We start from the raw sequence: 22,678 nt of genomic DNA, 5'->3' as shown, positions 1-22,678 counted from the left end.
CTCACCGAGTACTTCGGTCCCCTCACCCCCGCAAGGAGCACCGTATGAAACTGCGTCGGCCGAGACTGCGCGCCCTCCTCCCGGCGGTCGCCCTGGCGCTGGGTCTCACCACGGCCACCCCCGCGGCGGCGTCCCCCACCGTCACCAGCGGCTGGAACGACTTCTCCTGCAAGCCCTCCGCCGCCCACCCGCGGCCGGTCGTCCTGGTCCACGGCACGTTCGGCAACGCCGTCGACAACTGGCTCGGCCTGGCGCCCTACCTGGTCGCCCGCGGCTACTGCGTCTTCTCCCTGGACTACGGCCAACTGCCCGGCGTCCCGGTCTTCCACGGGCTCGGGCCCGTCGACGACTCGGCGCGGCAACTCGCCGGCTACGTCGAGCGGGTGCGGTCCGCGACCGGCGCCGCCCAGGTCGACCTCGTCGGGCACTCGCAGGGCGGCATGATGCCGCGGGTGTACCTGAAGTTCCACGGCGGCGCGGAGAAGGTGCACAGCCTGATCGGGCTGGCCCCCGACAACCACGGCACCACCCTCAACGGCCTGACCCGGCTGCTGGACCTCTTCCCCGGCGCCAAGCGGTACCTCGACAAGAACACCCCGGGCCTGACCGACCAGGCCGCCGGCTCCGCGCTGCTGACCCGCCTCAACGCCGGCGGCGACACCGTCCCCGGCGTCCGCTACACCGTCATCGCCACCCGGTACGACGAGGTCGTCACGCCCTCCACCTCGGGCTACCTCAGCGGCCCCGGCGTCCGCAACGTCCTGCTCCAGGACCTGTGCCCGGCCGACCTCTCCGAGCACGTGGCCATCGGGACCACCGACCGGATCGCCTTCCACGAGACGGCCAACGCCCTCGACCCGGCCCACGCCACCCCGACCACCTGCGCCTCCGCCGTGAGGTGAGCCCGCCCGGCCCGCGGTCGGCGCGCGGGCCGGGCCCCGGGCCGGGGCGGCGGGGTTCAGCGGCCGCCCCGGCCCGTCCGGCGCAGCGTCAGGAACGCGGTGGACGCCGCGGCCAGCACCACCGGGATCAGCAGCAGCCACCCCGAGAAGGCGAGCACCCCGGCCGTCAGCACCGCACTGGCCAGCGCGCCGTACCACAGCGGGGTGCGGCGCTCCAGCAGCACCAGCGCGGCGGCCAGCCCGGCCAGGGTCACCGCGGCCAGGCAGGTGGCGGTGGCCCGCATCAGCAGGTCCAGGTCGGCCGCGCCGGCCGCAGCCGGCACCGCCAGCAGGACCGCCACGACGCCCAGCACCGCCAGCGACCGCCGCGGCACCTCGCCCGGCCCGCCGCCCTTGGCCAGCCAGCGCGGCGCCGCCCCGTCCCGGCCCAGGGCCGCACCGAGCCGGGAGGCCCCGGCCAGATAGGAGTTGACCGCCCCGAAGGTCAGGAACAGCGCGGCCGCGGCCGCCACCGGGCGGGCGGCGGTGCCCACGCTCTGCGCGAGCAGTGCGGTCAGCGGGGTGCCGGTGCGCGCGGCGGCCGGGCCCAGCGCCCCGATGGTGGCCACCGCCAGACCCAGGTACAGCACGGTGATCACGGCGAGGGTGCGGCGGGTCACCCGCGGCAGGTCCCGCGCCGGATCGGCGAACTCCCCGGACAGGTGACTGGCCGCCTCCCACCCGGCGAACGCGAAGAACAGCACCGACGCCGCGGACCCCACCGACGCCCAGCCATGGGGCAGGAAGGGCGTGAAGTTCGCCGCCGACACCCGCGGCGCGGCGGCCAGCACCGCGCACAGCAGCACCGCCGCCAGCAACCCGCCGAGCAGCAGCTGCACCCGGCCCGACATCCGCAGCCCGACCGCGTTGGAGGCCAGCGACCCGGCGAGCACCACCGCGCCGACCGCGGCCGCCCCGCCGTCGCCCCAGCCGGCCGCACCGGCCACGTACGTGCCGCCGATCCAGGCGGCCGAGACCACCCCGAGCGGCACCGCACCGTAGAACCACCAGCCGACCACCGCCGCGGCGCGCGGCCCGATCGCCCGGTGCACATACGTGGCGACGCCCCCGCCGTCGGGGTAGCGCGCGCCCAGCGCCGCGAACGAGGCGGCCACCGGGACGCACAGCGCCAGCAGCAGCACCCAGGCCAGCAGGGAGGCCGGACCGGCCGCCGCGGCGGCCAGCGACGGCAGCGTCAGCACCCCCGGACCGAGGACGGCACCGGCGCACAGCGCGGTACCGCTGCCGATGCCCAGCCGCCGTACATCCGGACGTACAGGAGTAGCGAGAGATGTTTCTTGTACGGACACAGCCCAGGACGCTAACCGGAACTTTGATCACATCGCGCAATCGCCGAACGAAATTCGGTAGGCCCCGGCACCATGGGGGCATGGACGACATTGATTCGGCGATTGTCCGGGAACTCCAGCGCGATGCACGGCAGACCAACCGCGAACTGGCCGGCAAACTGAACATCGCCCCCTCCACCTGCCTGGAACGGGTCCGCGCGCTGCGCGCCCGCGGCGTGCTCACCGGCTACCGCGCCACCGTGGACCTGCGCGCCCTCAACCGCCCCGTCCAGGCGCTGCTGACGGTCCGTATCCGGCCGATGAACCGCGAGGTGATCGAGCGGTTCAAGGCGTTCCTCACCTCGCTGCCGGAGGTGCTGAGCGTCTATGTCGTCGCGGGCGGCGACGACTTCCTGGTGCATGTCGCGGTCCCGGACGTGGACCGGCTGCACGCCCTGCTGATGGACCGGATCTTCAAGCGCCGGGAGGTGGTGGACTGCCGCAGCTCGGTGATCTACCAGCACGTCACCAACGAGGTGATCGAACCGCTGCCGCCCGGCCGGTCCTGACGGTCCGGCGGGCGGCAGCGGCTCACGGGGGCCCGAGGCGGCCCGGCGGCTCAGCCGCGCTGGCGGGCCGCCCGGCGGCGGGCGGTGGCGAACAGCACCCCGGCGCCCGCGGCGAGCACCGCCGCGCCGCCCAGGGCCAGCGGGGCGGTGGCGCCGTCCCCACCGGTCTCGGCCAGGCGCTTCCCGCCGGCCGGGGCGACCGGCGCCGCCGCCCCGTCGGGGTGCGCGCCGCCGGTGTGGGCGTGGTGGCCCATGTCCAACGAGGACTTCCCGGCCCCGGCCGCGATCTGGCGCTCCGTGGGAGCGGCCGCGCCGCCCCCGCCGGCCGCACCGCTCCCGGTCCCCCCGCCGGCCTTGCCGAACACCACGTCGGAGCAGGTGTAGAAGGCTTCCGGGCTGTCCGAGCGCTGCCAGATGCTGTAGACGAGGTGGCGGCCGGACCGGGCCGGCACCGTGCCGTCGAAGACGTACGAACCGTTCACCAGCGCCGGGTCGGTGACCTTGGCGAACGGCCGGGCCTCCAGGTCGGACCACCCAAGCGGCTTCGCGGGGTCGTAGCCGGCCTTGGTGAGGTACAGCTCGAAGGTCCCCTTGTGCGGGGCGGTCGCCCGGTAGCGGAAGGTGTGCTTGCCGGCCTTCAGCGGGGTGGCCGGCCAGTCGGCGCGCGGCAGGTCCAGGCCCTTGTACTCGTCGCTGCCGGCGCTGCACAGCTTCCCGTCGGGGATCCGCTCCTTCGACCGGCCGCCGGCGTCGCCGTCCCGCACGCCGTTCCAGTCGTACAGCGCCTGGGTGCCGCCGACCCGTACGGCGGCCTTGCACGCCGCCGAGGTGGGGCTCTCCGGGCCCTCCGCGTAGCAGGCCGCGACCCGGCTGACCGGGTCCGACATCGACCCGTGGGCGGCGGCCGGGGTCGCGGTGAGCACGGTGAGCGCCACGGGGGCGAGGCCGAGCAGTGCGATCCCGGCGGCCGTGCGGCGAGCTGTCATCGTGGGGACTCCTTCGTCGGATGCGTGGGGCGTACGGACGGGACCAGGGGGCCGGGTGGCGTCCGGTGCCGGTGCCGCCCCCCGGTGAACGGCACCGGCGGGCCCGCACACCCGCCGTACGCCGCTGACGCTAGCCGCCCTGAACAGCGGATTCGCGCCCCGACGGGGGATCCGGCGGATCCTTAGGGCCCGCTTAAGGAAGCGCTAAGCGTGGCCACAGGAACGGGCCCCGGGGGAGCGGTACTTGGGGCCCGGGCGCTGCCCCGGCACCCTGCCCCCGCCTCCCCGCCCCGCGGTCTCAGCCGGCGACGTCGTACCAGCGGACGCAGGAATCCCGCAGGCGCGCCAGCTTGTGCAGGGCCGCCCGGCGGGAGCCGGTCCGCTCCGCCGATCCGGGGTGCTCCGCGCGGACCGCCCGGCGCAGCTCCGCGATCAGCGCCTCCCGTGCCTGCGCCGTGAGCAGGCTCGCCCCGACATGCTTGTAGGGGGTGGCCGGGGGGCACCGCAGGGCGAGGTCCAGTTGCCGGATCCGCTCGGAGGCGGCAAGGACCCGCTCGTCCACGTCCTTGCGCTCCGGCGGGTGTTCGCCCGACCCGCGCGCTGTGTCCTGGGCGGCGCGGTTCCCGTGCAGTCGTCCTTCGGCCAGGCGCAGAGCGCCGAGGTCGTGGTGGAACCCGTCGATCAGCTCGACGAGTGCGGTGCACGTCTTCCGGGCCCGAGCGGCGGTCTTGAGGCCCGCTGCGAGGGCCGCCAGGCCGAGCGTCGCGCTCAGGGCGGACTTGGCGGCGAGGGGGAGGCTGTCGCTGTCGATGCTCCAGAGGGGGATCAGGACTTCTGCGCACAGGACCCACGGAACGACCCAGTGGGCCGTCACTTCATAGCGGATCAGCAGCGGGAGGTTGTCGAATGCGTCCGTTCCCCGGACGGCTCTCCGGCCGAGGAATCTGATGCCGAGGCCGAGGGCGAGGATCCCGACGGCCGCAAGGTGCCGGCCGTGCAGGACGAACGTCGTGGCACAGGCGACCACCCCGACGAAGACGACGAAGAACCCCAGCCACCCCAGGGGCATCCGCTCTTCGGGAAGCAGGCTGAAGGCGACGAGGTACCCCGCGACCAGGACGAAGGGGATCACGTCGTCGCTGCCCGTGAGGTGGGCCAGGGCGAGCGCCCCCACCATGGACAGGACGGCGGCCAGGTGGGAGAAGCGCATCGCGTGGGCGGCTTCGATGTCCGCCTGCACGTGCTCCGCAGCCTGGAAGGGATCGAACGAGCGATGCCCTCCGGGTTCGAACATATCGCCTCCGCTTCTTTCATGGCGCTGGGTGACAACTGTGCCCCGCGCGAGGGGATCCGACGCGGTACGTGCGCAACTCCGGCGGTGCGCCGGTGCGTTCCGCACGGGGCGGGGCGGCTCAGGGGCCGGTGAGGGGGGCCGGCGGGCCGCCGTCCAGGCCGTCCGGGTCCGCCAGGGCGTCGAGGCCGCCGGTGAGGGCGTCCGCAGCGGGGGCGGCGGCGTCCAGGGGGAGTTCGGCCCAGATGACCTTGCCGTGCGCGGTGTAGCGGGCGCCCCACCGGCGGGCGTAGCGGGCGATCAGGAACAGCCCCCGGCCGCCCTCGTCGGTGGTCCGGGCGTGCCGCAGGTGCGGCGCCGTGCTGCTGCCGTCGGAGACCTCGCAGATCAGCGCCTCCGCCCGGATCATCCGCAGCCCGATCGGTCCGGAGGCGTGCCGCAGCGCGTTGGTGACCAGTTCGCTGACGATCAGTTCGGTGGAGAACTCCAGGTCGGCCAGGTCCCACCGGGCCAGCTGGCCGGCCGCGGACCGGCGGACCGCACCGACCGCCGACGGATCCGCCGGCACCTCCCAGGCGGCCAGCCGCTCCTGCGGCAGCGCCCGCGTCCGGGCCAGCAGCAGCGCCACGTCGTCCACCGGCCGGGTGCCGGGCAGGCTGGCCACGACCGTGTCGCAGATCTGCTCCAGCGGGGCCTGCGGATCGGCCAGCGCGGTCCGCAGCCGGGTGATCCCGCCGTCCGGGTCGAGCGCCTTCCCCAGCAGCAGCCCGTTGGTGTAGAGCGCCAGCAGACTGCCCTCCGGCAGCGGCACCTCGGCGGACTCGAACGGCATCCCGCCCAGCCCCAGCGGCGGCCCGGTCGGCAGCTCCAGCAGCTGGCTGCCGCCCGCCGGGCCGACCAGCAGCGGCGCGGGGTGCCCGGCCCGGGACAGCGTGCAGCAGCAGGCCACCGGGTCGTAGACCGCGTACAGGCAGGTCGCCCCGACCACCCCGTCCTCGCTGTGCGCGTCGTGCGCGACCCGGTGGACCATGTCGTCCAGGTGCGCCAGCACCTCGTCCGGTGCGAGGTCCAGACCGGCCAGCGCCTGCACCGCGGCCCGCAGCCGGCCCATCGTGGCCGCCGCGTGCACCCCGTGCCCGACGACGTCGCCGACCACCAGCGCCACCCGCGCCCCCGACAGCGGGATCACGTCGAACCAGTCGCCGCCCACCCCGGTCAGCGAATCGGCCGGCAGGTAGCGGTACGCCGCCTCCACCGCGCTCTGCTCCGGCAGATCGCGCGGCAGCAGACTGCGCTGGAGGGTGAGCGCCGCGGTGTGCTCGCGGGTGTAGCGGCGGGCGTTGTCGATGGAGATCGCCGCCCGGGTGACGAACTCCTCGGCCAGCACCAGGTCGTCGGGCTGGAACGGACCGGTCGGCCGCCAGCGGGCGAACGCCGCCGCGCCCAGGAAGCTGCCCCGGGCCCGCAGCGGCACCACCATCAGGGAGTGGAACCCGAGCGCGCGCAGCTGCCGGGCCCGGACCGGGTCGTCCGCCGCCCAGTCCGCGTGGTCCAGGTCCAGCGCCGGGATCAGCACCGACTCGCCCTCGGTCAGGCTCAGCACCACCGGGGACGACGGCGGGTAGGCGGTCCGGTCGCCGATCGCGCTCACCGCCTCCGGGCAGCCCCGGCGCACGGAGTGCTGCCCGGCCCGGCGGATGGTGAGCAGGTCGGCCGGGCGGACCGGCCCGGACGCCGGTTCCGCGGCGGACAGCATGGTGTCGAGCAGGTCGACGGTGACGAAGTCGGCCAGGTCCGGAACGGCCACCTCCGCCAGCTCCTGGGCGGTCCGCCAGACGTCCAGGGAGCCGCCGATCCGCTCCCCGGCGCGGTTGAGCAGCGCCATCCGCTGCCGCGCCCGGTAGCTCTCGGTGACGTCCAGGACCATGTAGCACAGGCCGAGCACCCCGCCGGACTCGTCCTCCAGCCGGAAGAAGGACGTCGAGTAGGCGTGCTCGCGCCGCGGGTCGGACCGCGGGCGCCCGAGGTACTCGTAGCCCACCGACGGCGTCCCGGTGCGCAGCACCCGCCGCATCTCCGCCTCGACGGACTCCACCGCGAGGTCCGGCAGCACCTCGCTGAGCCGCTTCCCCAGCCGGGCCGCGCGCGGGGCGCCGCCCATCCGCTCCAGCGCGTCGTTCAGCCAGACGTACCGCAGGTCGCGGTCGAGCATCGCCACCCCGATCGGCGACATGCCCAGGATGCCGGTCAGCAGCGAGCGGCCCGCCCCGGACCAGGGCGTGCGGGTCAGTTCGGCGGCCAGCACCAGCCGCGCGGAGCCGTCCGCGGCGGCCAGCACCGGCAGCACCCGCACCTCCAGGTCGAGCCGGTGCCCGTCGCGGTGGCGCACCGCCACCGGTCCGCTCCAGCCGTCCGGCGCCGCCAGCCGCTGTGCCCAAAAGCCCTCCGGCGGCCCCGCCGGCGGCTGCGGCGCGGCGAAGACCTCCGCCAGCGGCCGGCCCACCGCCCGGGCCGCGGGCACGCCCAGCAGCCGCTCCGCCCCGGCCGTCCAGCCGCGTACCACGCCCGTCCGGTCGGCCGGTACCACGGCCGTCCGGGTGAGGTCGAAGGCGCCGTCCAGGGGGAGGCGGCTGCTCGGGGAGGTGTTCATGGATACCGGTCCGCGGCCGGCCGCGCACCCTGCGGCGGGCCCTGCCACCGGCCCGCCGGCGCGTACCGCCGGCGCCTTCCACGGTACTCCGGGGGCCGCCGCCGGGCGCGTCCCGCGCGGCCCGCTCAGCCCCGCGCCAGGTCCCGTACGTGCCGCAGCTCCCCGCCGCACGGCCGGTAGCCCAGGCCGCGGTTGATGGCCAGCATCGGGGCGTTGGCGGCGTCGTTGCCGGTGAACGCCTCGGTGCAGCCGGCGTCCCGGGCGCGGTGCAGCGCGTCGGTCTTGGCGAGCCTGGCCAGGCCCCGGCCGCGGAACGCCCGCCGGCAGCCGGTCATCGCGGTCACGTAGCGGCCCCGGCCGTCGGTGGCGGCGACGGTGTAGGCGGCGACCGCGCCGTCCACGGTGACCACGGTGGTCAGGCCCAGGTCGATGTCGGGGTTCTCCCAGGTGGTGCGGAGCCAGTCCGCGTAGGCCACGGCGTCCGCGGCGACGTCGGCCGGTTCGTCGGCGGCGGCCTCCGCGTCCGCCTCGAACAGCGGGCGCGGATCGGCCCCGAAGTCCGCGGCGGTGCCCAGCCGGACGCCGGGCGGCAGGGCGGCCGGCAGCGGCGGCAGCGCGGCGCGGGCCAGGTCGAGGCGGAGGAAGTGGGCCGGCCGGGTGGGGCGGTAGCCGTGCCGGGCCGCGAACGCCAGCGAGCCGGGCTCGTCCACCGTCCAGGCGTGCAGGCGGGTGGCGCCGACCGCGGCCAGGTGCTCCTCGCCGGCGGCCAGCAGCGCCCGGCCCGCGCCCCGCCCGCGGTGCGCGGGGTGCACGACGGGGGTGGCCAGGGCCTGCCCCGGGGTGCTGCTGTCGTGCAGCAGCCCGGCGTTGATCTGGCCGGCCACCCGGCCGTCCAGGACGGCCACCAGGGTCCGCAGCCGCCGGGCCGGGGGAGCGCCGCCGGCCTGCCAGGCGACGCCCTCCGGCGTGGCGATCAGGAACGGCAGGGCGGCCCGCCGGAGTTCGGCGACGGCCTTGGCGTCGGACGGGCGGAAGTCCCGCACGGTGAGCGTCATGGTCGCCGACGCTACGCCGCCGGGGGCCGCCGCGCCGCCCCTTTTCCACGGGCGCCGGCCGGGCCCGGTCCGCTGCGCGGTACCGCGGTGGCTCATTCCGGGCGGTACCGCCGGTGCATAGGTGGCCGCTGCAACTACCTCGGGCGTACGGTGACCCGCGCGGACCGCCGCCGGGATCGCGGGCGGCCCGCCGTACCCGAAGGAGGAGCCGCAGGCATGTGCGGAATCACCGGATGGATCTCCTACGACCACGACCTCACCGCCCGGCGCCCCGTCCTGGAGGCGATGACGGCGACGATGGCCTGCCGCGGCCCGGACGCCGGCGGCACCTGGCTCGCCCCGCACGCCGCGCTGGGCCACCGCCGGCTCGCCGTCATCGACCCCGAAGGCGGTGCGCAGCCGATGGCCGTCGAGCAGGACGGCCGCACCCTCGTCGTCACCACCTACAGCGGCGAGGTCTACAACTACCGTGAATTACGCGCCGAGTTGGCAGGGCTCGGCCACACCTTCCGCACCGGCAGCGACACCGAGGTGGTGCTGCACGCCTACCTCCAGTGGGGCGAGGCGTTCGCCGGGCGGCTCAACGGCATGTACGCGTTCGCGCTCTGGGACCCCCGCACCGAGCAGCTCCTGCTGGTCCGCGACCGGATGGGCATCAAGCCGCTGTTCTACCGCCCGACCCGCGACGGCGTGCTCTTCGGCTCCGAACCCAAGGCGGTGCACGCCCACCCCGACGTCCGCCCGGCCGTCGACGCCGAGGGCCTGGCCGAACTGATCACCTTCACCAAGACGCCCGGCCACGCCGTCTACAAGGATCTGTACGAGGTCCGCCCCGGCCACCTGGTCCGCGTCGACCGCACCGGCGTCCACTCCCGCTGCTACTGGGCCCTCGAAGCCCGCGAGCACACCGACGACCTGGACACCACCGTGGCCCGCGTCCGCGACCTGCTCGACGACATCGTCGCCCGCCAGCTGATCGCCGACGTCCCGCTGTGCACCCTGCTCTCCGGCGGCCTGGACTCCTCGGCCATCACCGCGCTCGCCGCCGGCGCCCTGGCCGGGCAGGGCCGCGGCCCGGTCCGCTCGTTCGCCGTCGACTTCACCGGCTACACCGAGAACTTCACCCCCGACGACCTGCGCGGCACCCCCGACGGCCCGTACGCGCACGCCCTGGCCGCGCACGTCGGCGCGGACCACCGCGACATCGTGCTGGACACCGCCGCCCTGATGGACCGCTCGCACCGCGCCGCGGTGCTCACCGCCCGCGACCTCCCCAACGGCTTCGGCGACGGCGACACCTCCCTCTACCTGCTGTTCAAGGCGGTCCGGGAGCAGTCCACGGTCGCCCTGTCCGGCGAGTCCGCGGACGAGGTCTTCGGCGGCTACCGCTGGTTCCACGACCCGGCGGCGGTCGGCGCCGACACCTTCCCCTGGATCGCCGCCGGCCTGTCCGGCCGGTTCTCCGGCGGCGACGCGGTCCGCGAGGCGCTGCTCGACCGCACCCTGCTCGCGACCCTGGACCTGCCCGGCTACGAGCGGCGCCGCTACCGCGAGGCGCTCGCCGAGGTCCCCTACCTGGACGGCGACACCGGCCACCAGCGCCGGATGCGCGAGGTCAGCTACCTGCACCTGACCCGCTTCGTGCAGATCCTGCTGGACCGCAAGGACCGCGCCAGCATGGCCGTCGGCCTGGAGGTCCGGGTCCCGTTCTGCGACCACCGCCTGGTCGAGTACGTCTTCAACACCCCCTGGGCGATGAAGACCTTCGACGGCCGGGAGAAGTCCCTGCTGCGCGCCGCGGTCCGCGACGTCCTGCCGGACGCCGTCGCCGACCGCGTCAAGAGCCCCTACCCCAGCACCCAGGACCCCGGCTACACCGAGGCGCTCCGCGCCGAACTGCGGGAGCTGGCCGCCGACCGCACCGCCCCGGTCCGCCCGCTGCTGGACGCCGGAGCCCTGGCCGAGGCCACCGCCGACGGCGCCCGCCAGGCCATCCGGCCCGGCGCCGAACTCGCCCTCGGCCTGGACGCCTGGCTGCGCACCACCGGCACCACGCTGGAGCTCTAGAAGGTGTCCGCACGGTGCCCGGGGGCGACGCCTCCGGGCACGGCGGCCGTTCCTGGCGCACAATGGATGCGACAAACCGCCGCACCGGCCCCAGGAGCGCCCCCGTGTCCTCCCAGACCCTCACGATCACCATCGACCCGGCGGCGGCCGAGGCCCCGTTCGAGCAGGTCCGCACCCAGATCGCCGACCAGGCCAGAACGGGCGCGCTGCCGGTCGGCCACAAACTCCCCACCGTCCGCGGCCTGGCCGGTGAGCTGGGCCTGGCCGCCAACACCGTCGCCAAGGCGTACCGTGCCCTGGAGACCGACGGCGTCATCGAGACCCGCGGCCGCAACGGCAGCTTCGTCGCCGCGGCCGGCGACGCCGCCGAGAAGGAGGCCGCCGCGGCCGCCGCGGCCTACGCCCGCCGCGCCCACCGCCTCGGCCTGGACCACGCCGCCGCGCTCGCCGCCGTCACCGACGCCCTGCGCGCCGCCTACGGACCGGGCGCCTGACCCGGCACCGACCGCACCCGCCCCGGAGGAGCCCATGCCCAGCCGGCACGCCCTGGTCCGCCGCCCCGGCCCCCGCCTCGCCGAGGGCCTGGTCACCCATATCGAGCGGCGCCCGGTGGACGCCGCGCTGGCGCTGCGCCAGTGGGAGGGGTACGTCCGGGCGCTGCGCGAGCACGGCTGGCACACCACCGAGGTGGCCCCCGCCGACGACTGCCCCGACGCGGTCTTCGTCGAGGACACCATGGTCGTCTTCCGCAACGTCGCGCTGCTGGCCCGCTCCGGCGCGGACGTCCGCCGGGCCGAGCTGCCGGCCGCCCGCGCGGCCGCCGAGGCGCTCGGCTGCTCCCTCAACGCCGTCCGCGCCCCCGGCACCCTCGACGGCGGCGACGTCCTCAAGATCGGCGACACCGTCTACGTGGGCCGCGGCGGCCGCACCAACGCCGAGGGCGTCCGCCAACTGCGCGCCGCCTTCGAGCCGTTGGGCGCCCGCGTGGTGCCGGTGCCGGTCAGCCGCGTGCTGCACCTGAAGTCCGCGGTCACCGCCCTGCCCGACGGCACCGTCGTCGGCTACCCGCCGCTGGTGGACGACCTGTCGGTCTTCCCGCACTTCCGCCCCGTCCTGGAGGAGCCCGGCGCCCATGTCGTCCTGCTCGGCGGCGACGCCCTGCTGATGTCCGCCGCCGCGCCCCGCACCGCCCACCTCTTCGCCCGCCTCGGCTACCGCCCGGTCCCCGTCGACATCGGCGAGTTCGAGAAGATGGAGGGCTGTGTGACCTGCCTGTCGGTGCGGCTGCGGGAGCTGCCCGGCTGACTCACAGGTACAGTCCCGCCGCCGCCCCCTGCTCCTGGGCGGGGACCGCGGCCGGGCGGGTGCCGCGGCGGAGCGCGTACAGCTCGGCCAGGGTGGCGCCGTCGCGGCCGACGCCGTCCTCGGTGCCGAGCCAGGAGACCGCCTCCGCGCGGGTCAGCGGGCCGACCTCGATCCGGGCCAGGCAGCGGCCGGGCCGGACCACCGCCGGGTGCATCCGCTCCAGGTCCTCGTTGGTGGTGACGCCGACCAGGACGTTGCGGCCCTGGCCCAGGAGGCCGTCGGTGAGGTTGAGCAGCCGGGACAGCGCCTGGCCCGCGGTGTGCCGGGCCTCGCCGCGGATCAGCTCGTCGCAGTCCTCCAGGAGCAGCAGCCGCCAGCGGCCCCGGCCCGCGCCGTCGTCCTCGCCCAGGGCGATGTCCATCAGGTAGCCCACGTCGTGGAAGAGCCGCTCGGGGTCCAGCACGCAGTCCACCTGGCACCACTCGCGCCAGGACCGGGCCAGGGTGCGCAGCGCGGAGGTCTTGCCCGTACCGGGCGGGCCGTGGAGCAGCAGCAGCCGGCCGGCGATCCCGTCCGGGGAGACCTCCATCAGTCGGTCCAGCGCCCGGGCCACCGGCGCGGTGTAGTTGGCCCGCACCTCCTCCCAGGGCCCGGCGGTGATCTGCCGGGACGTGCGGTGCGGGCCGCGGCGCGGAGAGAAGTGCCAGAAGCCCATCGGCACGTGCTCCGGCTGCGGTTCGGGCTCGTCCTCGGCGCCGTCCGCGGCCTGCCCGAGCACGGTCCCGGCCAGCTCGTCGGTGACCGCGGTGACCGTCACGTCGGCGCCGCCCCGCCAGCGGGAGACCAGCAGGGTGAAGCCGTCGCCCTCGGCGAGCACGGCGCTGCGGTCGTCGTCCCGGGCCGACCGCAGCACCCGCACCCCGGCCGGCAGCAGCGACAGCCCCGGCTTGACCCGGTCCACCGTGCGGCTGCGGGCGTACGGCTGCTCGCCGGTGGCGAACCGGCCCAGCAGGAGGGCGTCGACGACATCGGCGGGGGAGTCGCTGTCGTCCATGGTCAGCCGCAGCGGGAGGGCTTCCCCGGGGCGGCCGGACGGGGCGCGGTCGGCACACATGGCGCCATGATCGGGCACACCGCCCGGCCGCGTACACGGAATTTCGCCGCCGCGCCGCGGGCCGGTGCCGCGGCCGGTTGTCCGCGGCCGGGACGCGCGCCGGAACGCGCCCTGTGCGCGCCCTGCGGGGCCGCCCTAGGGTGGTCCGCCGTGCGACGTGGTGGTGGCGAACGTCAGGGGCGGCCGGACGGGCCGGAGCGCGCGGACCGCGGGCGGCTGCCGGGGTGCCGGGGGACGGCCTTCGGGGTGGCGGTGGTGGTCGGGGTGGCGGCGCTGGCGCTGCTGCTGGTGATGTGCGGCGCGAGAGGGTGACCGCGGGGCCCGCCGCCGGGCTGACGGCCCGTCGGGACGGGCCGCCCACAGACGGCGCAATGGCCCGGTGCGGCACCGGGCGCCCGGAGACTGGCAGCACGCCGACCCCGGTGCCCGGGGGAAGGAGCCGATGCCGTGGAGCCGCCGAGCGGAGCCGCCCTGACGGCGATCATGGTGTGCCTGACCGTGGTCACCGGGGTGCTGGACGCGGCCAGCTTCCTGACGCTGGGCCACGTCTTCACCGCGACCCAGACCGGCAACCTGCTCTTCCTCGGCTTCGGGATCGCCCCCAGTCTCGAACCCCGCCCGGCCGGGGGCGCGTCCCTGCCCGGCGGCCTGCCGGTGGCCGCCCCGGCGGTGTCCCTGGGCGCGTTCCTGGCCGGCGCGGCGCTCGGGGCCCGGATGGAGTCCACCCTGGCGCGCGGGCGGCGGCCGTGGTTCCCGGTGGCGCTGCTGGCCGAGGCGGCGCTGCTGGCGGGTGCCGCCGCGGCGGGCTGGGACGCCGGGCCGGCCCAGGACTGGCCGGCCGGCCGGCGGTTCGCGGTCATCGCGCTGATGGCGGTGGCGATGGGGGTGCGCAACGTCACCGCGCTGCGCGTGGCCACCCCGGACCTGACCACGACGGTGGAGACCCGGGTGATGACGGCGCTGATGAGCGCCTCCCCGCTGGGCGGCGACCGGCGGCTGGGCTACCGCGCGGGGCTGCTGCCGCGCCGGATCGGCTCGGTCGGCGCGATGCTCGGCGGCGGGCTGCTGGGCGCCTGGCTGATCGGGCTGGGCACCCGTACGCCGCTGGTGGTGCTGCTGGCGGCGGTGACCGTCGCGGCCACCGCCCTGCTGGTGCCCGGCCTGTCCCACGGGCGCGGCGCCGACGGCTGACCGGAGGCGGCCGCCCCGCGCGGGCGCGCGTCCGGTACGGGCCGCCGCGCGGGCGACCCGTACCGGACGTTCCCTGCCGGACACCTGCCCTGCCGGACGTGCCTGCCGGACGTGCCTGCCGGACGTGCCCGCCGGGCGGCCCCGCGCGGGGGCCGTCCCGACGGGCCGTCAGCGGGACGCCGGCGGGCGGCCCGTCAGGGGACGAGCTTCAGCAGCTTGTTGGGCGAGCCGCTGCCGGGGCTGGTCACGACCCCGGAGGTGGCGCCGTTCACCAGGGCCGTGGCGACCTGGGCCGGGGTGGCCGTGGGGTGCCCGGCGAGGTAGACCGCGGCGGCGCCCGCGACGTGCGGGGTGGCCATCGAGGTCCCGGAGATGGTGTTGGTGGCGGTGTCGCTGGTGTTCCAGGCGCTGGTGATGCTGCTGCCGGGCGCGAAGAGGTCCACCCGGGAGCCGTAGTTGGAGTACGAGGCGCGGGCGTCGGCCGAGGTCGTCGCGCCGACGGTGATCGCCTCGGGGACCCGCGCGGGGGAGTAGTTCTGCGCGTCGGCCCCCGAGTTGCCGGCCGCGATGGCGTAGGTCACGCCGCTCTTGATGGAGTTCTGCACGGCGGTGTCCAGCGCCGCGTCCGGGCCGCCGCCCAGCGACACGTTCGCCGCCGACGGGCCCTTGTGGTTCTTGGTGACCCAGTCGATGCCCGCGACCACCTGGGCGGTGGTGCCGGAACCGGAGTTGTTCAGCACCCGCACCGCGACGATCTTCGCCTTCTTGGCGACGCCGTACGAGCTGCCGGCGATGTTGGCCGCGACGTGGGTGCCGTGGCCGTTGCCGTCCTGGGCGACGTTGTCGTTGTCGATCGCGTCGTAGCCGTTCGCGGCCCGGCCGCCGAACTCCTGGTGGGAGATCCGCACGCCGGTGTCGATGACGTACACGGTCGCGCCGGAGCCGGCCGTGGTCGGGTAGGTGTACTGCTTGTCCAGCGGCAGCTTCGCCTGGTCGATCCGGTCCAGGCCCCAGGACGGGGGGTTGCTCTGGGTGTCCAGGGCGTGCACCGTGCGGTCCTGGAAGACCCGGTCGACGGCCGGGTCGGCCGCCAGCCGTCTGGCCTGCGCCTCGGACAGCGCGGCGGCGTAGCCGTTGAGCGCGGCCGTGTAGGTGCGTTTGACGGTGCCGCCGTAGGCCGCGATCAGCCCGCGGCCGTCCGCCGACGCGGCCTTGAGACCGCTGCCGCCCTTGAGGGTGACGAGGTAGCTGCCGGGCACCGCGTCCGCGGCGCCGGCGCCGACGACGGTGCCCTGGGCGGGCGCCGCCTGGGCGGGCAGCGCCGGCGCGCCGAGGGTGGCGGCGGCCGCGGCCGCGGTGACCGCCACGGCGGTCCGCAGGGCGGTGGTACGCCGCCGGGCGGCCTGGGGGGTGGTGGAACGCATCACTGCCATCGCGAGGGAGTCCTCCTCATCGGTGGCGCGCCGTGGTGCACGCGCGGGGTGGGCGTACGGGGTGGTACGCGAGCGGCCGGCCACCCGTCGTGCCGTGACCGGTCGTCAAAAGATTCGACGAGTCGCACGCCGGTATCAAGAGTTCCAACGGGATGTCATATTCACGTCATGGGCAGGCAATGGCGCCGCAGTGAAGAAACTGGCAGACCGGCAGATTTGCCATGAACGCTGTACGACTTTTGGCATGGACACTTCCGGCCACGCCGATCTCTTGGTACGACGGATCGCGCAGAGATCCTGCTATGGGAGGTTCCATGAGACTGTCCCGTTTTGCGGCGTTGACATCCGCCTGCTCCGTCACCGCGGCGCTCACGCTCACCGGCGCGAGCGCCGCGGCGTCCGCCCAACTCCCCGTCGCCGGGGGCTATGTGGCCCTCGGCGACTCCTACTCCGCCGGTGTCGGCGCCGGCAGCTACGACAGCGGCAGCGGCTCGTGCAAGCGCAGCACGAAGTCCTACCCGGCCCTCTGGGCGGCCGCGCACACCCCCGCCACGTTCTCCTTCACCGCCTGCTCCGGCGCCCGTACGGGTGATGTCCTCAGCGGCCAGCTCGGCCCGCTGAACTCCGCCACGAGCCTGGTCAGCATCACCATCGGCGGCAACGACGCCGGTTTCGCCGACACCATGACCACCTGCGCCCTCCAGGGCGAGAGCGCCTGCCTGGCCCGCATCGCCCAGGCCCGCACCTATATCGAGAACACCCTGCCCGGCAAGCTCGACACCGTGTACACGGCCATCGCGAACAAGGCGCCCGCCGCCCGGGTCGTCGCCCTGGGCTACCCGCACTTCTACAAGCTCAACGGCGTCTGCTCCGCCGGTCTGTCGGAGAAGTCCCGGGCCGCCGTGAACGCCGCCGCCGACGACATCAACGGCGTCATCGCCAAGCGCGCCGCCGACCACGGCTTCCGCTTCGCCGATGTCAACCCCACCTTCGCCGGCCACGAGCTGTGCTCCGGCAGCCCCTGGTTGCACAGCGTGACCTATCCGGTCGACGAGTCCTACCACCCCACCGCGGCCGGGCAGTCCGGCGGCTACCTCCCGGTGTTCGGCTCCGCTGCGTGATCTTCCGCGCACAGGGCGCGGAGGAGGCCCGCCCCTCCTCCCGCCCGACCCGCCCCGGCCGCCCTCCGTGGTCCCTCAACTCGCCCTGGCACACACGCCGTACGTGACATTCCGTATGGTGTTCGTCAACGTCAAGGCATGGCAGGTGAATCCGTTGACCGGTCTGCACGCGTGTCCTCCAAGAGAGATAGGGTTACCCTGCCCGTTGGCCGGGTGCCCTCGTACGGGTGGGGAGAGTCATGGAACAGATAACAGTGCGCAGCAGGGCGCGGGTCCCTGCCATCACATGCGGGAGCGGCGCGTCCAGCGCGCGGCTGGACCGCCATCTCGCGGTGCTCGGCGGTCCCGCCATCCCGCAGCGCGAGGTGGAGGGCGCCACGTCGCTGATGCAGGAGCTCACCGCGCGTGACCACGCGCGCATGAGGAAGAGCCGCGGCCACCGGGTGTCGCTGTTCGCACCGCTGAGCAGGCTGCGCCGGTCGCTCTTCGGCGGCCACGGCTGAGCCGTCCGCACAGCGGTACCGACAGGCTCCGGCGACCCACCGTCCCGGCCCGGCACAGCCGCCCGGCGTCTTCCTCGCACCACCCGTCACCCCGTGCGTGGCGGGTGGTTCCACGTGTTCCGCGCACCCTGGCTCACCAGAGCGCGAACTGCCCCTCCGGGCCTTCCTCCTGATGGCCGAGGACCGACGCCGGACGGGCCGCCGCGGCCGGTACGGGCAGCACCCCCGCCGCCCGCAGGTCCGCCGCCCCGATCCGCGGACCGTCCGCCACCGCCCGCCCCAACTCCGCCCGCTCCGGCTCCGCTTCGGCCAGCAGCGCCAGGACGGTGACCAGTTCCAGCAGCTCCGAGGTCCACTCCTGCGGCCAGCTGCCCGGCCGCAGCGCCGCCAGTCCGTCCGCCCCGTCCGGGTCCGCCCCGGCGCGCCGCGCGAACCACTCCGTCAGCACCCGCCCGCCCCCGGCGTGGAACGCCCAGGCGCCCTCCGGCACCGGCGCGATCCGGCCGCCGCCGAGCAGCAGCGCTTCCGCGTCCGGGTCGTAGTCCAGGGTGGCGGGCAGGCCGCGGTCGGGCAGGGCGGCCCGCACGTAGGGGCGCCGACCGCCCGGCAGCCGCGGCCGCCCGGCCGGCCCTTCCCCGCCCTCGCCCGCGTACGCGCCCCAGGTGGTCAGCCACAGCAGCCGGGCGCCGAGCGCCACTCCGCGCTCCCACAGGGCCGGGTCGGCGGTGAGCGGTACGACGGTGCCGCCGGGGGAGGCGGCCGCGGTGGCCGCGATCCAGGCCAGCAGGCCGGCCGGGCGCACCGGGCGGCCCAGCCGGGCGGCGAGCAGGGCGGCCAGGCCGGGGGCGAGGTTGGGCTCGGCGGCGCCGGGCCGCCGGTAGAGCGGGCGGATCCGGCCGGGGCGCCCGGCCGGGGAGCGGCCGTCCGGCAGCAGCGCGGAGCACACCACCGCCGGGCCCGGCACCTGCGGGACCTGGCCCAACTCCACCAGGAACAGCTGGCGTTCGTCGGCCACCCGCCACAGCTCCGGGCGGGCCGCGTCGATCAGCCGGTGGTCGGGCAGCAGCCACTGCCGGTCGAACGGGCCGTGCAGCACCCGCACCGGCTCCGGGCACGGCCCGGCCGCCCGGGACAGCCGCGCGGTGGCGGTCCGCTGCCCGGGCAGCTGGCCGACCGCGGAGTCCAGGGTGCGGGCCCGGGTCGGGCGGAACAGCCGGGCGCGGTCGGCGAGGTCCCCGGCGCCGGCCAGCGCCTGCCAGCGGGCCCGCAGCGTGCCCGGATCGGGCGCCATCACCCAGGACCGGCCGAGCCGCAGCGGCGGCACGGACCACGGCATCAGATCGGACAGCCGTGGCGCGTCGCACCCTGGCGCGCCCTGCTTCGCCGTCACGCGCAGCCCCTCCCGGACCGTTGGTTGCCCCCGGCATGGTAGCGGCGGGCCCGGCCGCCGTTCACCGCGCCTGGCTCCGGCCCGCCCACCGGGTGACCGCCGTCTTCCGCCCGGTGATCTTGGCGAGTACGGTCCTGGCCGTACGCCTGCCAAGGGAGGACCGCCCATGACGGACACCTCGCCCCCGACCGGGCTGCGCGCAGGGGCGCCCACCGCGGCCCGGGTGGCCGCCCGGCTGGACCGGCTGCCGCCGTCCCGCTGGCACCGCCGGCTCACCCTCGTCGTCGGGATCGGCGCGTTCTTCGACCTCTACGAGATCTTCCTCGGCGGCGTGCTCGCCGCGGTCCTGGCCGACCGCTGGGCGCTCGGGCCGACCGACAGGTCCTGGGTGATCGCCGCCGGGTTCCTGGGCATGTTCGCCGGTGCCGGGGTGCTGTCGGTGCTCGCCGACCGGTTCGGGCGGCGCCGGATGTTCCTGGTCAACCTCGGCGGCTACGCGCTCTTCTCCCTGGCCGCGGCGGCCGCCCCGGACCTGGTCGGGCTGGTGGTGCTGCGCTTCCTGGCCGGCCTCGGGCTGGGCGCCGAACTCGTCCTGGTCGACACCTATTTGGCGGAATTCCTGCCCCGGGCGGTGCGCGGCCGCTACCTCGCCGGCGCCTACACGCTGGGCTTCCTGGGCGTGCCGGCGGCGGCGCTGCTCGGCGCCCGCCTGGTGGCCGGGCAGCAGGTCCTCGGCGTCGACGGCTGGCGCTGGCTGCTGGTCGCCGGCGCGCTGGGCGCGGCCTTCCTCCAGCTGATGCGCCGCCGGCTGCCCGAGTCGCCGCGCTGGCTGGCGGTGCGCGGCCGCACCGCGGAGGCCGACCGGATCGTGACCGGCATCGAGCGGCGGGTGGCGGCGGAGACCGGCACCAGCCTGCCGTCCGTCCCGGAGACCGCGGAGCCTCCCCAGCGGCGGGTGCCGCTGGGGGAGCTGTTCCGCGGCGAGTACCGGCGCCGGACGGTGATGTGGTGGATCTTCCAGGTCCTCCAGACCGTCGGCTACTACGGCTTCGGCTCCCTGGCGCCGGTGGTGCTCACCGCCAAGGGCCACACCGTCACCGACTCGCTGCTCTACGCGGCGCTGAGCTACTGCGGCTACCCGGTCGGCTCGGCGCTCTCCGTCCCGCTGATCGACCGGATCGAGCGCCGCACCCTGATCATCGCCGCCGCACTCGGTATCGCCGGCTGCGGCCTGGCGTTCGGCCTCGCCACCGCCACCTGGGCGATCGTCACCTTCGGCGCCCTGCTGACGGTGTGCAGCAACGTCTTCTCCAACGCCTTCCACGTCTACCAGACCGAGCTGTTCCCCACCGGCCTGCGCGGCAGCGCGATCGGCATCGCCTACGCGCTGTCCCGGCTGACCTCGGTGGTGCTGCCGTTCGTCGCGCTGGCGGTGCTGCACGCGCTCGGCCCGGCCGCGGTGTTCACCGGCTCCGCGGTGCTGATGGTGATGCTCTGCCTGGACGTGGGGCTGCTGGGGCCGCGCACGACGGGGCGGAGCCTGGAGCGGATCTGACCGGCACCGGCGCCCCGGACCACCGGGTCCCGGCGGCCCGGTGGCTCAGTGCGCGTCCAGCGTCACGGTGAACGAGAACCGGTCGCCCCGGTAGTGGATCAGCGCCACGTCGAGCACCCGCCCGGACGCGTCGTAGGTGACGCCGGTGTAGTGCAGGATCGGGCTGAGCAGCGGCACCCGCAGCAGCCGAGCGGTCTCCGGGTCGGCCAGCCGCGCCTCGACGGTGTCGGTGATCCGGCCGATCCGGACGCCCACCGCGTCCCGCAGCACCTTCGTCATCGGCCACCGCTCCAGGTCGGCCGGGTCGATCCGGGCGGCCACGTCCGGACGGACGTAGTTACGGGCGTGGTTGGTGGGTTCGCCGGTCTCCTCGTCGCTGCGCAGCCGCCGGTAGCCGGCCACCTCGGGCAGGTCGGGGAAGTACCCGGCCAGCTCCGCGGGGACCGGCACCGGCCCGTGCTCCAGCAGCGCGGTGCGCATCCCGGACTGCTGGGCCACGATCGCGTCCACCGACCCCAGCAGCCGCACCGGCGCACCGCGCCGCGCGTGCGGCTCGATGAACGTGCCGCGCCGCCGGTGCCGGCTGATCAGCCCCTCCGCCTCCAGCTCCTTGAGCGCCTGACGCATCGTCAGCACGCTGACGCCGTAGTGCGCGGCCAGCGCGTCCTCGGTGGGCAGCCGCAGCGGTGCGTCGGGCGAGCGGCCCAGTATGGAGGCGCGCAGGGACTGCGAGACCTGGTACCACAGGGGCAGCTTGCGGTTCAGGGCGAGCGAGTCGGGAGCGAACGTGGTCAAGGGCGATCCCCGGTCTGCTGGACTGGTCCCGGCCGGTTACGGGCGGAAATGGCGCTGGAGACCCTGCCACACGTCGTCGTAGCCCCGCTGCCGGTGCCCGGCGTCCCGCGCCTGCTCGGTCAGCGTCAGCGGCCAGCGGGTCTCGAACATGAACGCCAGTCCGTCGTCGATCTTCTGCGGGACCAGCTCGGCGGCGCTGGCCCGCTCGAACGTCTCGCGGTCCGGGCCGTGCGCGGACATCATGTTGTGCAGCGAGCCGCCGCCCGGCACGAAACCGCCCTCGCCGCCGGTCTTCGCGTCGTAGGCGCCCTCGATCAGGCCCATGTACTCGGTCATCACGTTGCGGTGGAAGTACGGCGGCCGGAAGGTGTCCTCGCCCACCAGCCAGCGCGGGGCGAAGACCACGAAGTCGGTGCCGGCCAGCCCCGGGGTGTCCGACGGCGAGGTCAGCACGGTGAACAGCGACGGGTCGGGGTGGTCGTAGCTGATCGAGCCGATGACGTTGAAGCGGCGCAGGTCGTAGACGTACGGGACGTGGGTGCCGTGCCAGGCGACGACGTCCAGCGGGGAGTGGTCGTAGGTCGCCGTCCACAGGTGGCCGCAGAACTTGCCGACCACCTCGACCGGCTCCTCGACGTCCTCGTAGGCGGCGACCGGGGCCAGGAAGTCCCGGGGGTTGGCCAGGCCGTTGGCGCCGATCGGGCCGAGGGCGGGCAGCTCGAAGGGGCGGCCGTAGTTCTCGCAGACGTAGCCGCGCGCGGTGGCGTCCAGCAGCTCGACGCGGAAGCGGACCCCGCGCGGGATCAGCGCGACGTGTCCCGGCTCGGCCCGCAGCAGCCCGAACTCGGTGCGCAGCAGCAGCCCGCCGCGCTCCGGCACGATCAGCAGCTCGCCGTCCGCGTCGCCGAACACCCGCCGCACCATGGAGGTGTTGGCGTGGTAGAGGTGCACCGCCATACCGGTGCGCTGGGTGGCGTCGCCGTTGCCGCCCAGCGTCCACAGGCCGTCGACGAAGTCCGTCGGGTCGGCGGGCTCGGGCAGCGGGTCCCAGCGCATGCGGTTGGGGTCGGGCAGGCACTCGGTGAACGGCGCGGACCGGATCTCGCCGCGGTTGGCGCGGGCGAACGGCGGGTGCGCGGCGGACGGCCGGATGCGGTACAGCCACGACCGGCGGTTGTGGTGCCGCGGTTCGGTGAACGCGGAGCCGCTGAGCTGCTCCGCGTAGAGGCCCAGGGGGGCCCGCTGGGGGGAGTTGCGGCCGACCGGCAGGGCGCCGGGGACCGCCTCCGAGCTGTGCTCGTTGCCGAAGCCGGAGGAGTAGGCGAGCCCTTCGGCCGCCTTCCTCGCCTGCTCGCTGGCCGTACCTGTCATCACACGCTCCCGCCGCTCAACGGAACAAGACGTCCACGGAATCCAAGGCACC

Annotated in this window: 20 protein-coding genes; 10 read left to right on the top strand and 10 right to left on the bottom strand. The window is 75.5% G+C overall.

Annotation, left to right across the window (positions count from 1 at the left end; translation table 11 throughout):
* The first annotated feature begins 44 nt into the window (after positions 1-44).
* On the top strand, positions 45-902 hold the full coding sequence (locus MUU72_RS08770) for an esterase/lipase family protein (protein WP_248012584.1): 858 nt from the start codon (positions 45-47) through the stop codon (positions 900-902).
* Positions 903-958: 56 nt separating this feature from the next.
* Here MUU72_RS08770 and MUU72_RS08765 read toward each other — a convergent pair whose 3' ends face one another.
* Positions 959-2,251: an APC family permease gene (locus tag MUU72_RS08765; RefSeq protein ID WP_248012583.1), complete on the bottom strand. Its 1,293-nt coding sequence runs from the start codon at positions 2,249-2,251 to the stop codon at positions 959-961.
* An 80-nt stretch (positions 2,252-2,331) separates the two neighbouring features.
* On the opposite strand from MUU72_RS08765, the gene MUU72_RS08760 reads away from it, so the two are divergent.
* Positions 2,332-2,799: an Lrp/AsnC family transcriptional regulator gene (locus MUU72_RS08760; RefSeq protein ID WP_248012582.1), complete on the top strand. Its 468-nt coding sequence runs from the start codon at positions 2,332-2,334 to the stop codon at positions 2,797-2,799.
* A 50-nt stretch (positions 2,800-2,849) separates the two neighbouring features.
* Here MUU72_RS08760 and MUU72_RS08755 read toward each other — a convergent pair whose 3' ends face one another.
* The 4 genes from MUU72_RS08755 to MUU72_RS08740 form a co-directional block, all read right to left on the bottom strand.
* A complete protein-coding gene (locus tag MUU72_RS08755) occupies positions 2,850-3,785 on the bottom strand; it encodes a lytic polysaccharide monooxygenase auxiliary activity family 9 protein (RefSeq protein WP_248012581.1) in 936 nt (311 codons plus the stop codon).
* Positions 3,786-4,083: 298 nt separating this feature from the next.
* A complete protein-coding gene (locus MUU72_RS08750) occupies positions 4,084-5,079 on the bottom strand; it encodes a hypothetical protein (protein ID WP_248012580.1) in 996 nt (331 codons plus the stop codon).
* A gap of 118 nt (positions 5,080-5,197) precedes the next feature.
* Positions 5,198-7,726 carry a SpoIIE family protein phosphatase gene (locus tag MUU72_RS08745; protein ID WP_248012579.1) on the bottom strand — a complete coding sequence of 843 codons (2,529 nt, stop codon included), beginning with the start codon at positions 7,724-7,726 and terminating at the stop codon, positions 5,198-5,200.
* A 125-nt stretch (positions 7,727-7,851) separates the two neighbouring features.
* Entirely contained in the window at positions 7,852-8,781 is a 930-nt protein-coding gene (locus tag MUU72_RS08740) for a GNAT family N-acetyltransferase (RefSeq protein WP_248012578.1), read from the bottom strand.
* A gap of 216 nt (positions 8,782-8,997) precedes the next feature.
* Between MUU72_RS08740 and asnB the strand changes: the two genes are divergently transcribed.
* From asnB to ddaH, 3 genes are all read left to right on the top strand, one after another.
* Positions 8,998-10,848 (top strand): asparagine synthase (glutamine-hydrolyzing), encoded by a 1,851-nt coding sequence (asnB, locus tag MUU72_RS08735; protein WP_248012577.1) that lies wholly within the window; start codon positions 8,998-9,000, stop codon positions 10,846-10,848.
* Positions 10,849-10,952: 104 nt separating this feature from the next.
* Positions 10,953-11,342, top strand: a complete 390-nt coding sequence (locus MUU72_RS08730; protein ID WP_248012576.1) for a GntR family transcriptional regulator — start codon at positions 10,953-10,955, stop codon at positions 11,340-11,342.
* 34 nt (positions 11,343-11,376) lie between these two features.
* Entirely contained in the window at positions 11,377-12,153 is a 777-nt protein-coding gene (gene ddaH, locus MUU72_RS08725) for a dimethylargininase (RefSeq protein WP_248012575.1), read from the top strand.
* A 1-nt stretch (position 12,154) separates the two neighbouring features.
* On the opposite strand, the gene MUU72_RS08720 is transcribed toward ddaH, so the two are convergent.
* Entirely contained in the window at positions 12,155-13,267 is a 1,113-nt protein-coding gene (locus MUU72_RS08720; protein WP_248012574.1) for a DUF5925 domain-containing protein, read from the bottom strand.
* Between the two features lie 150 nt (positions 13,268-13,417).
* Here MUU72_RS08720 and MUU72_RS08715 point away from each other — a divergent pair, with 150 nt between their 5' ends.
* Both MUU72_RS08715 and MUU72_RS08710 read left to right on the top strand, forming a co-directional pair.
* Positions 13,418-13,579 carry a hypothetical protein gene (locus MUU72_RS08715; protein ID WP_248012573.1) on the top strand — a complete coding sequence of 54 codons (162 nt, stop codon included), beginning with the start codon at positions 13,418-13,420 and terminating at the stop codon, positions 13,577-13,579.
* Positions 13,580-13,714: 135 nt separating this feature from the next.
* Positions 13,715-14,458, top strand: a complete 744-nt coding sequence (locus MUU72_RS08710; RefSeq protein WP_248012572.1) for a YoaK family protein — start codon at positions 13,715-13,717, stop codon at positions 14,456-14,458.
* Positions 14,459-14,652: 194 nt separating this feature from the next.
* On the opposite strand, the gene MUU72_RS08705 is transcribed toward MUU72_RS08710, so the two are convergent.
* A complete protein-coding gene (locus MUU72_RS08705) occupies positions 14,653-15,891 on the bottom strand; it encodes a S8 family peptidase (RefSeq protein WP_372503040.1) in 1,239 nt (412 codons plus the stop codon).
* Between the two features lie 314 nt (positions 15,892-16,205).
* Between MUU72_RS08705 and MUU72_RS08700 the strand changes: the two genes are divergently transcribed.
* Positions 16,206-17,012 (top strand): SGNH/GDSL hydrolase family protein, encoded by an 807-nt coding sequence (locus MUU72_RS08700; protein ID WP_248012571.1) that lies wholly within the window; start codon positions 16,206-16,208, stop codon positions 17,010-17,012.
* 239 nt (positions 17,013-17,251) lie between these two features.
* Entirely contained in the window at positions 17,252-17,515 is a 264-nt protein-coding gene (locus tag MUU72_RS08695) for a hypothetical protein (RefSeq protein WP_248012570.1), read from the top strand.
* A 133-nt stretch (positions 17,516-17,648) separates the two neighbouring features.
* Here the strand turns inward: MUU72_RS08695 and MUU72_RS08690 are convergent, their stop codons facing one another.
* Positions 17,649-18,905 (bottom strand): type ISP restriction/modification enzyme, encoded by a 1,257-nt coding sequence (locus MUU72_RS08690; RefSeq protein ID WP_248012569.1) that lies wholly within the window; start codon positions 18,903-18,905, stop codon positions 17,649-17,651.
* Positions 18,906-19,071: 166 nt separating this feature from the next.
* On the opposite strand from MUU72_RS08690, the gene MUU72_RS08685 reads away from it, so the two are divergent.
* Positions 19,072-20,460 carry an MFS transporter gene (locus MUU72_RS08685; protein ID WP_248012568.1) on the top strand — a complete coding sequence of 463 codons (1,389 nt, stop codon included), beginning with the start codon at positions 19,072-19,074 and terminating at the stop codon, positions 20,458-20,460.
* 45 nt (positions 20,461-20,505) lie between these two features.
* Here MUU72_RS08685 and MUU72_RS08680 read toward each other — a convergent pair whose 3' ends face one another.
* Complete coding sequence (locus MUU72_RS08680) at positions 20,506-21,255, bottom strand: GntR family transcriptional regulator (RefSeq protein ID WP_248012567.1); 750 nt, start codon at positions 21,253-21,255, stop codon at positions 20,506-20,508.
* Positions 21,256-21,291: 36 nt separating this feature from the next.
* Positions 21,292-22,626: a homogentisate 1,2-dioxygenase gene (gene hmgA / locus MUU72_RS08675; RefSeq protein ID WP_248012566.1), complete on the bottom strand. Its 1,335-nt coding sequence runs from the start codon at positions 22,624-22,626 to the stop codon at positions 21,292-21,294.
* Positions 22,627-22,678 lie beyond the last annotated feature (52 nt).

Source organism: Streptomyces rhizoryzae, from assembly GCF_023155275.1.
GTDB lineage: Bacteria > Actinomycetota > Actinomycetes > Streptomycetales > Streptomycetaceae > Streptomyces > Streptomyces rhizoryzae.
The sequence above is the reverse complement of the archived record's forward strand: the minus strand, read 5'-3'. Positions and strand labels throughout refer to the sequence as shown.

Excerpts from the sequence above, each read along its gene's own strand:
- ddaH (WP_248012575.1), top strand. The coding sequence starts at position 11,377 with ATGCCCAGCCGGCACGCCCTGGTCCGCCGCCCCGGCCCCCGCCTCGCC.
- MUU72_RS08685 (WP_248012568.1), top strand. The coding sequence starts at position 19,072 with ATGACGGACACCTCGCCCCCGACCGGGCTGCGCGCAGGGGCGCCCACC.
- MUU72_RS08770 (WP_248012584.1), top strand. The coding sequence starts at position 45 with ATGAAACTGCGTCGGCCGAGACTGCGCGCCCTCCTCCCGGCGGTCGCC.
- MUU72_RS08720 (WP_248012574.1), bottom strand. The coding sequence starts at position 13,267 with ATGTGTGCCGACCGCGCCCCGTCCGGCCGCCCCGGGGAAGCCCTCCCG.
- MUU72_RS08755 (WP_248012581.1), bottom strand. The coding sequence starts at position 3,785 with ATGACAGCTCGCCGCACGGCCGCCGGGATCGCACTGCTCGGCCTCGCC.
- MUU72_RS08695 (WP_248012570.1), top strand. The coding sequence starts at position 17,252 with ATGGAACAGATAACAGTGCGCAGCAGGGCGCGGGTCCCTGCCATCACA.
- MUU72_RS08740 (WP_248012578.1), bottom strand. The coding sequence starts at position 8,781 with ATGACGCTCACCGTGCGGGACTTCCGCCCGTCCGACGCCAAGGCCGTC.
- MUU72_RS08750 (WP_248012580.1), bottom strand. The coding sequence starts at position 5,079 with ATGTTCGAACCCGGAGGGCATCGCTCGTTCGATCCCTTCCAGGCTGCG.
- MUU72_RS08705 (WP_372503040.1), bottom strand. The coding sequence starts at position 15,891 with ATGGCAGTGATGCGTTCCACCACCCCCCAGGCCGCCCGGCGGCGTACC.
- asnB (WP_248012577.1), top strand. The coding sequence starts at position 8,998 with ATGTGCGGAATCACCGGATGGATCTCCTACGACCACGACCTCACCGCC.
- hmgA (WP_248012566.1), bottom strand. The coding sequence starts at position 22,626 with ATGACAGGTACGGCCAGCGAGCAGGCGAGGAAGGCGGCCGAAGGGCTC.
- MUU72_RS08745 (WP_248012579.1), bottom strand. The coding sequence starts at position 7,726 with ATGAACACCTCCCCGAGCAGCCGCCTCCCCCTGGACGGCGCCTTCGAC.
- MUU72_RS08760 (WP_248012582.1), top strand. The coding sequence starts at position 2,332 with ATGGACGACATTGATTCGGCGATTGTCCGGGAACTCCAGCGCGATGCA.
- MUU72_RS08700 (WP_248012571.1), top strand. The coding sequence starts at position 16,206 with ATGAGACTGTCCCGTTTTGCGGCGTTGACATCCGCCTGCTCCGTCACC.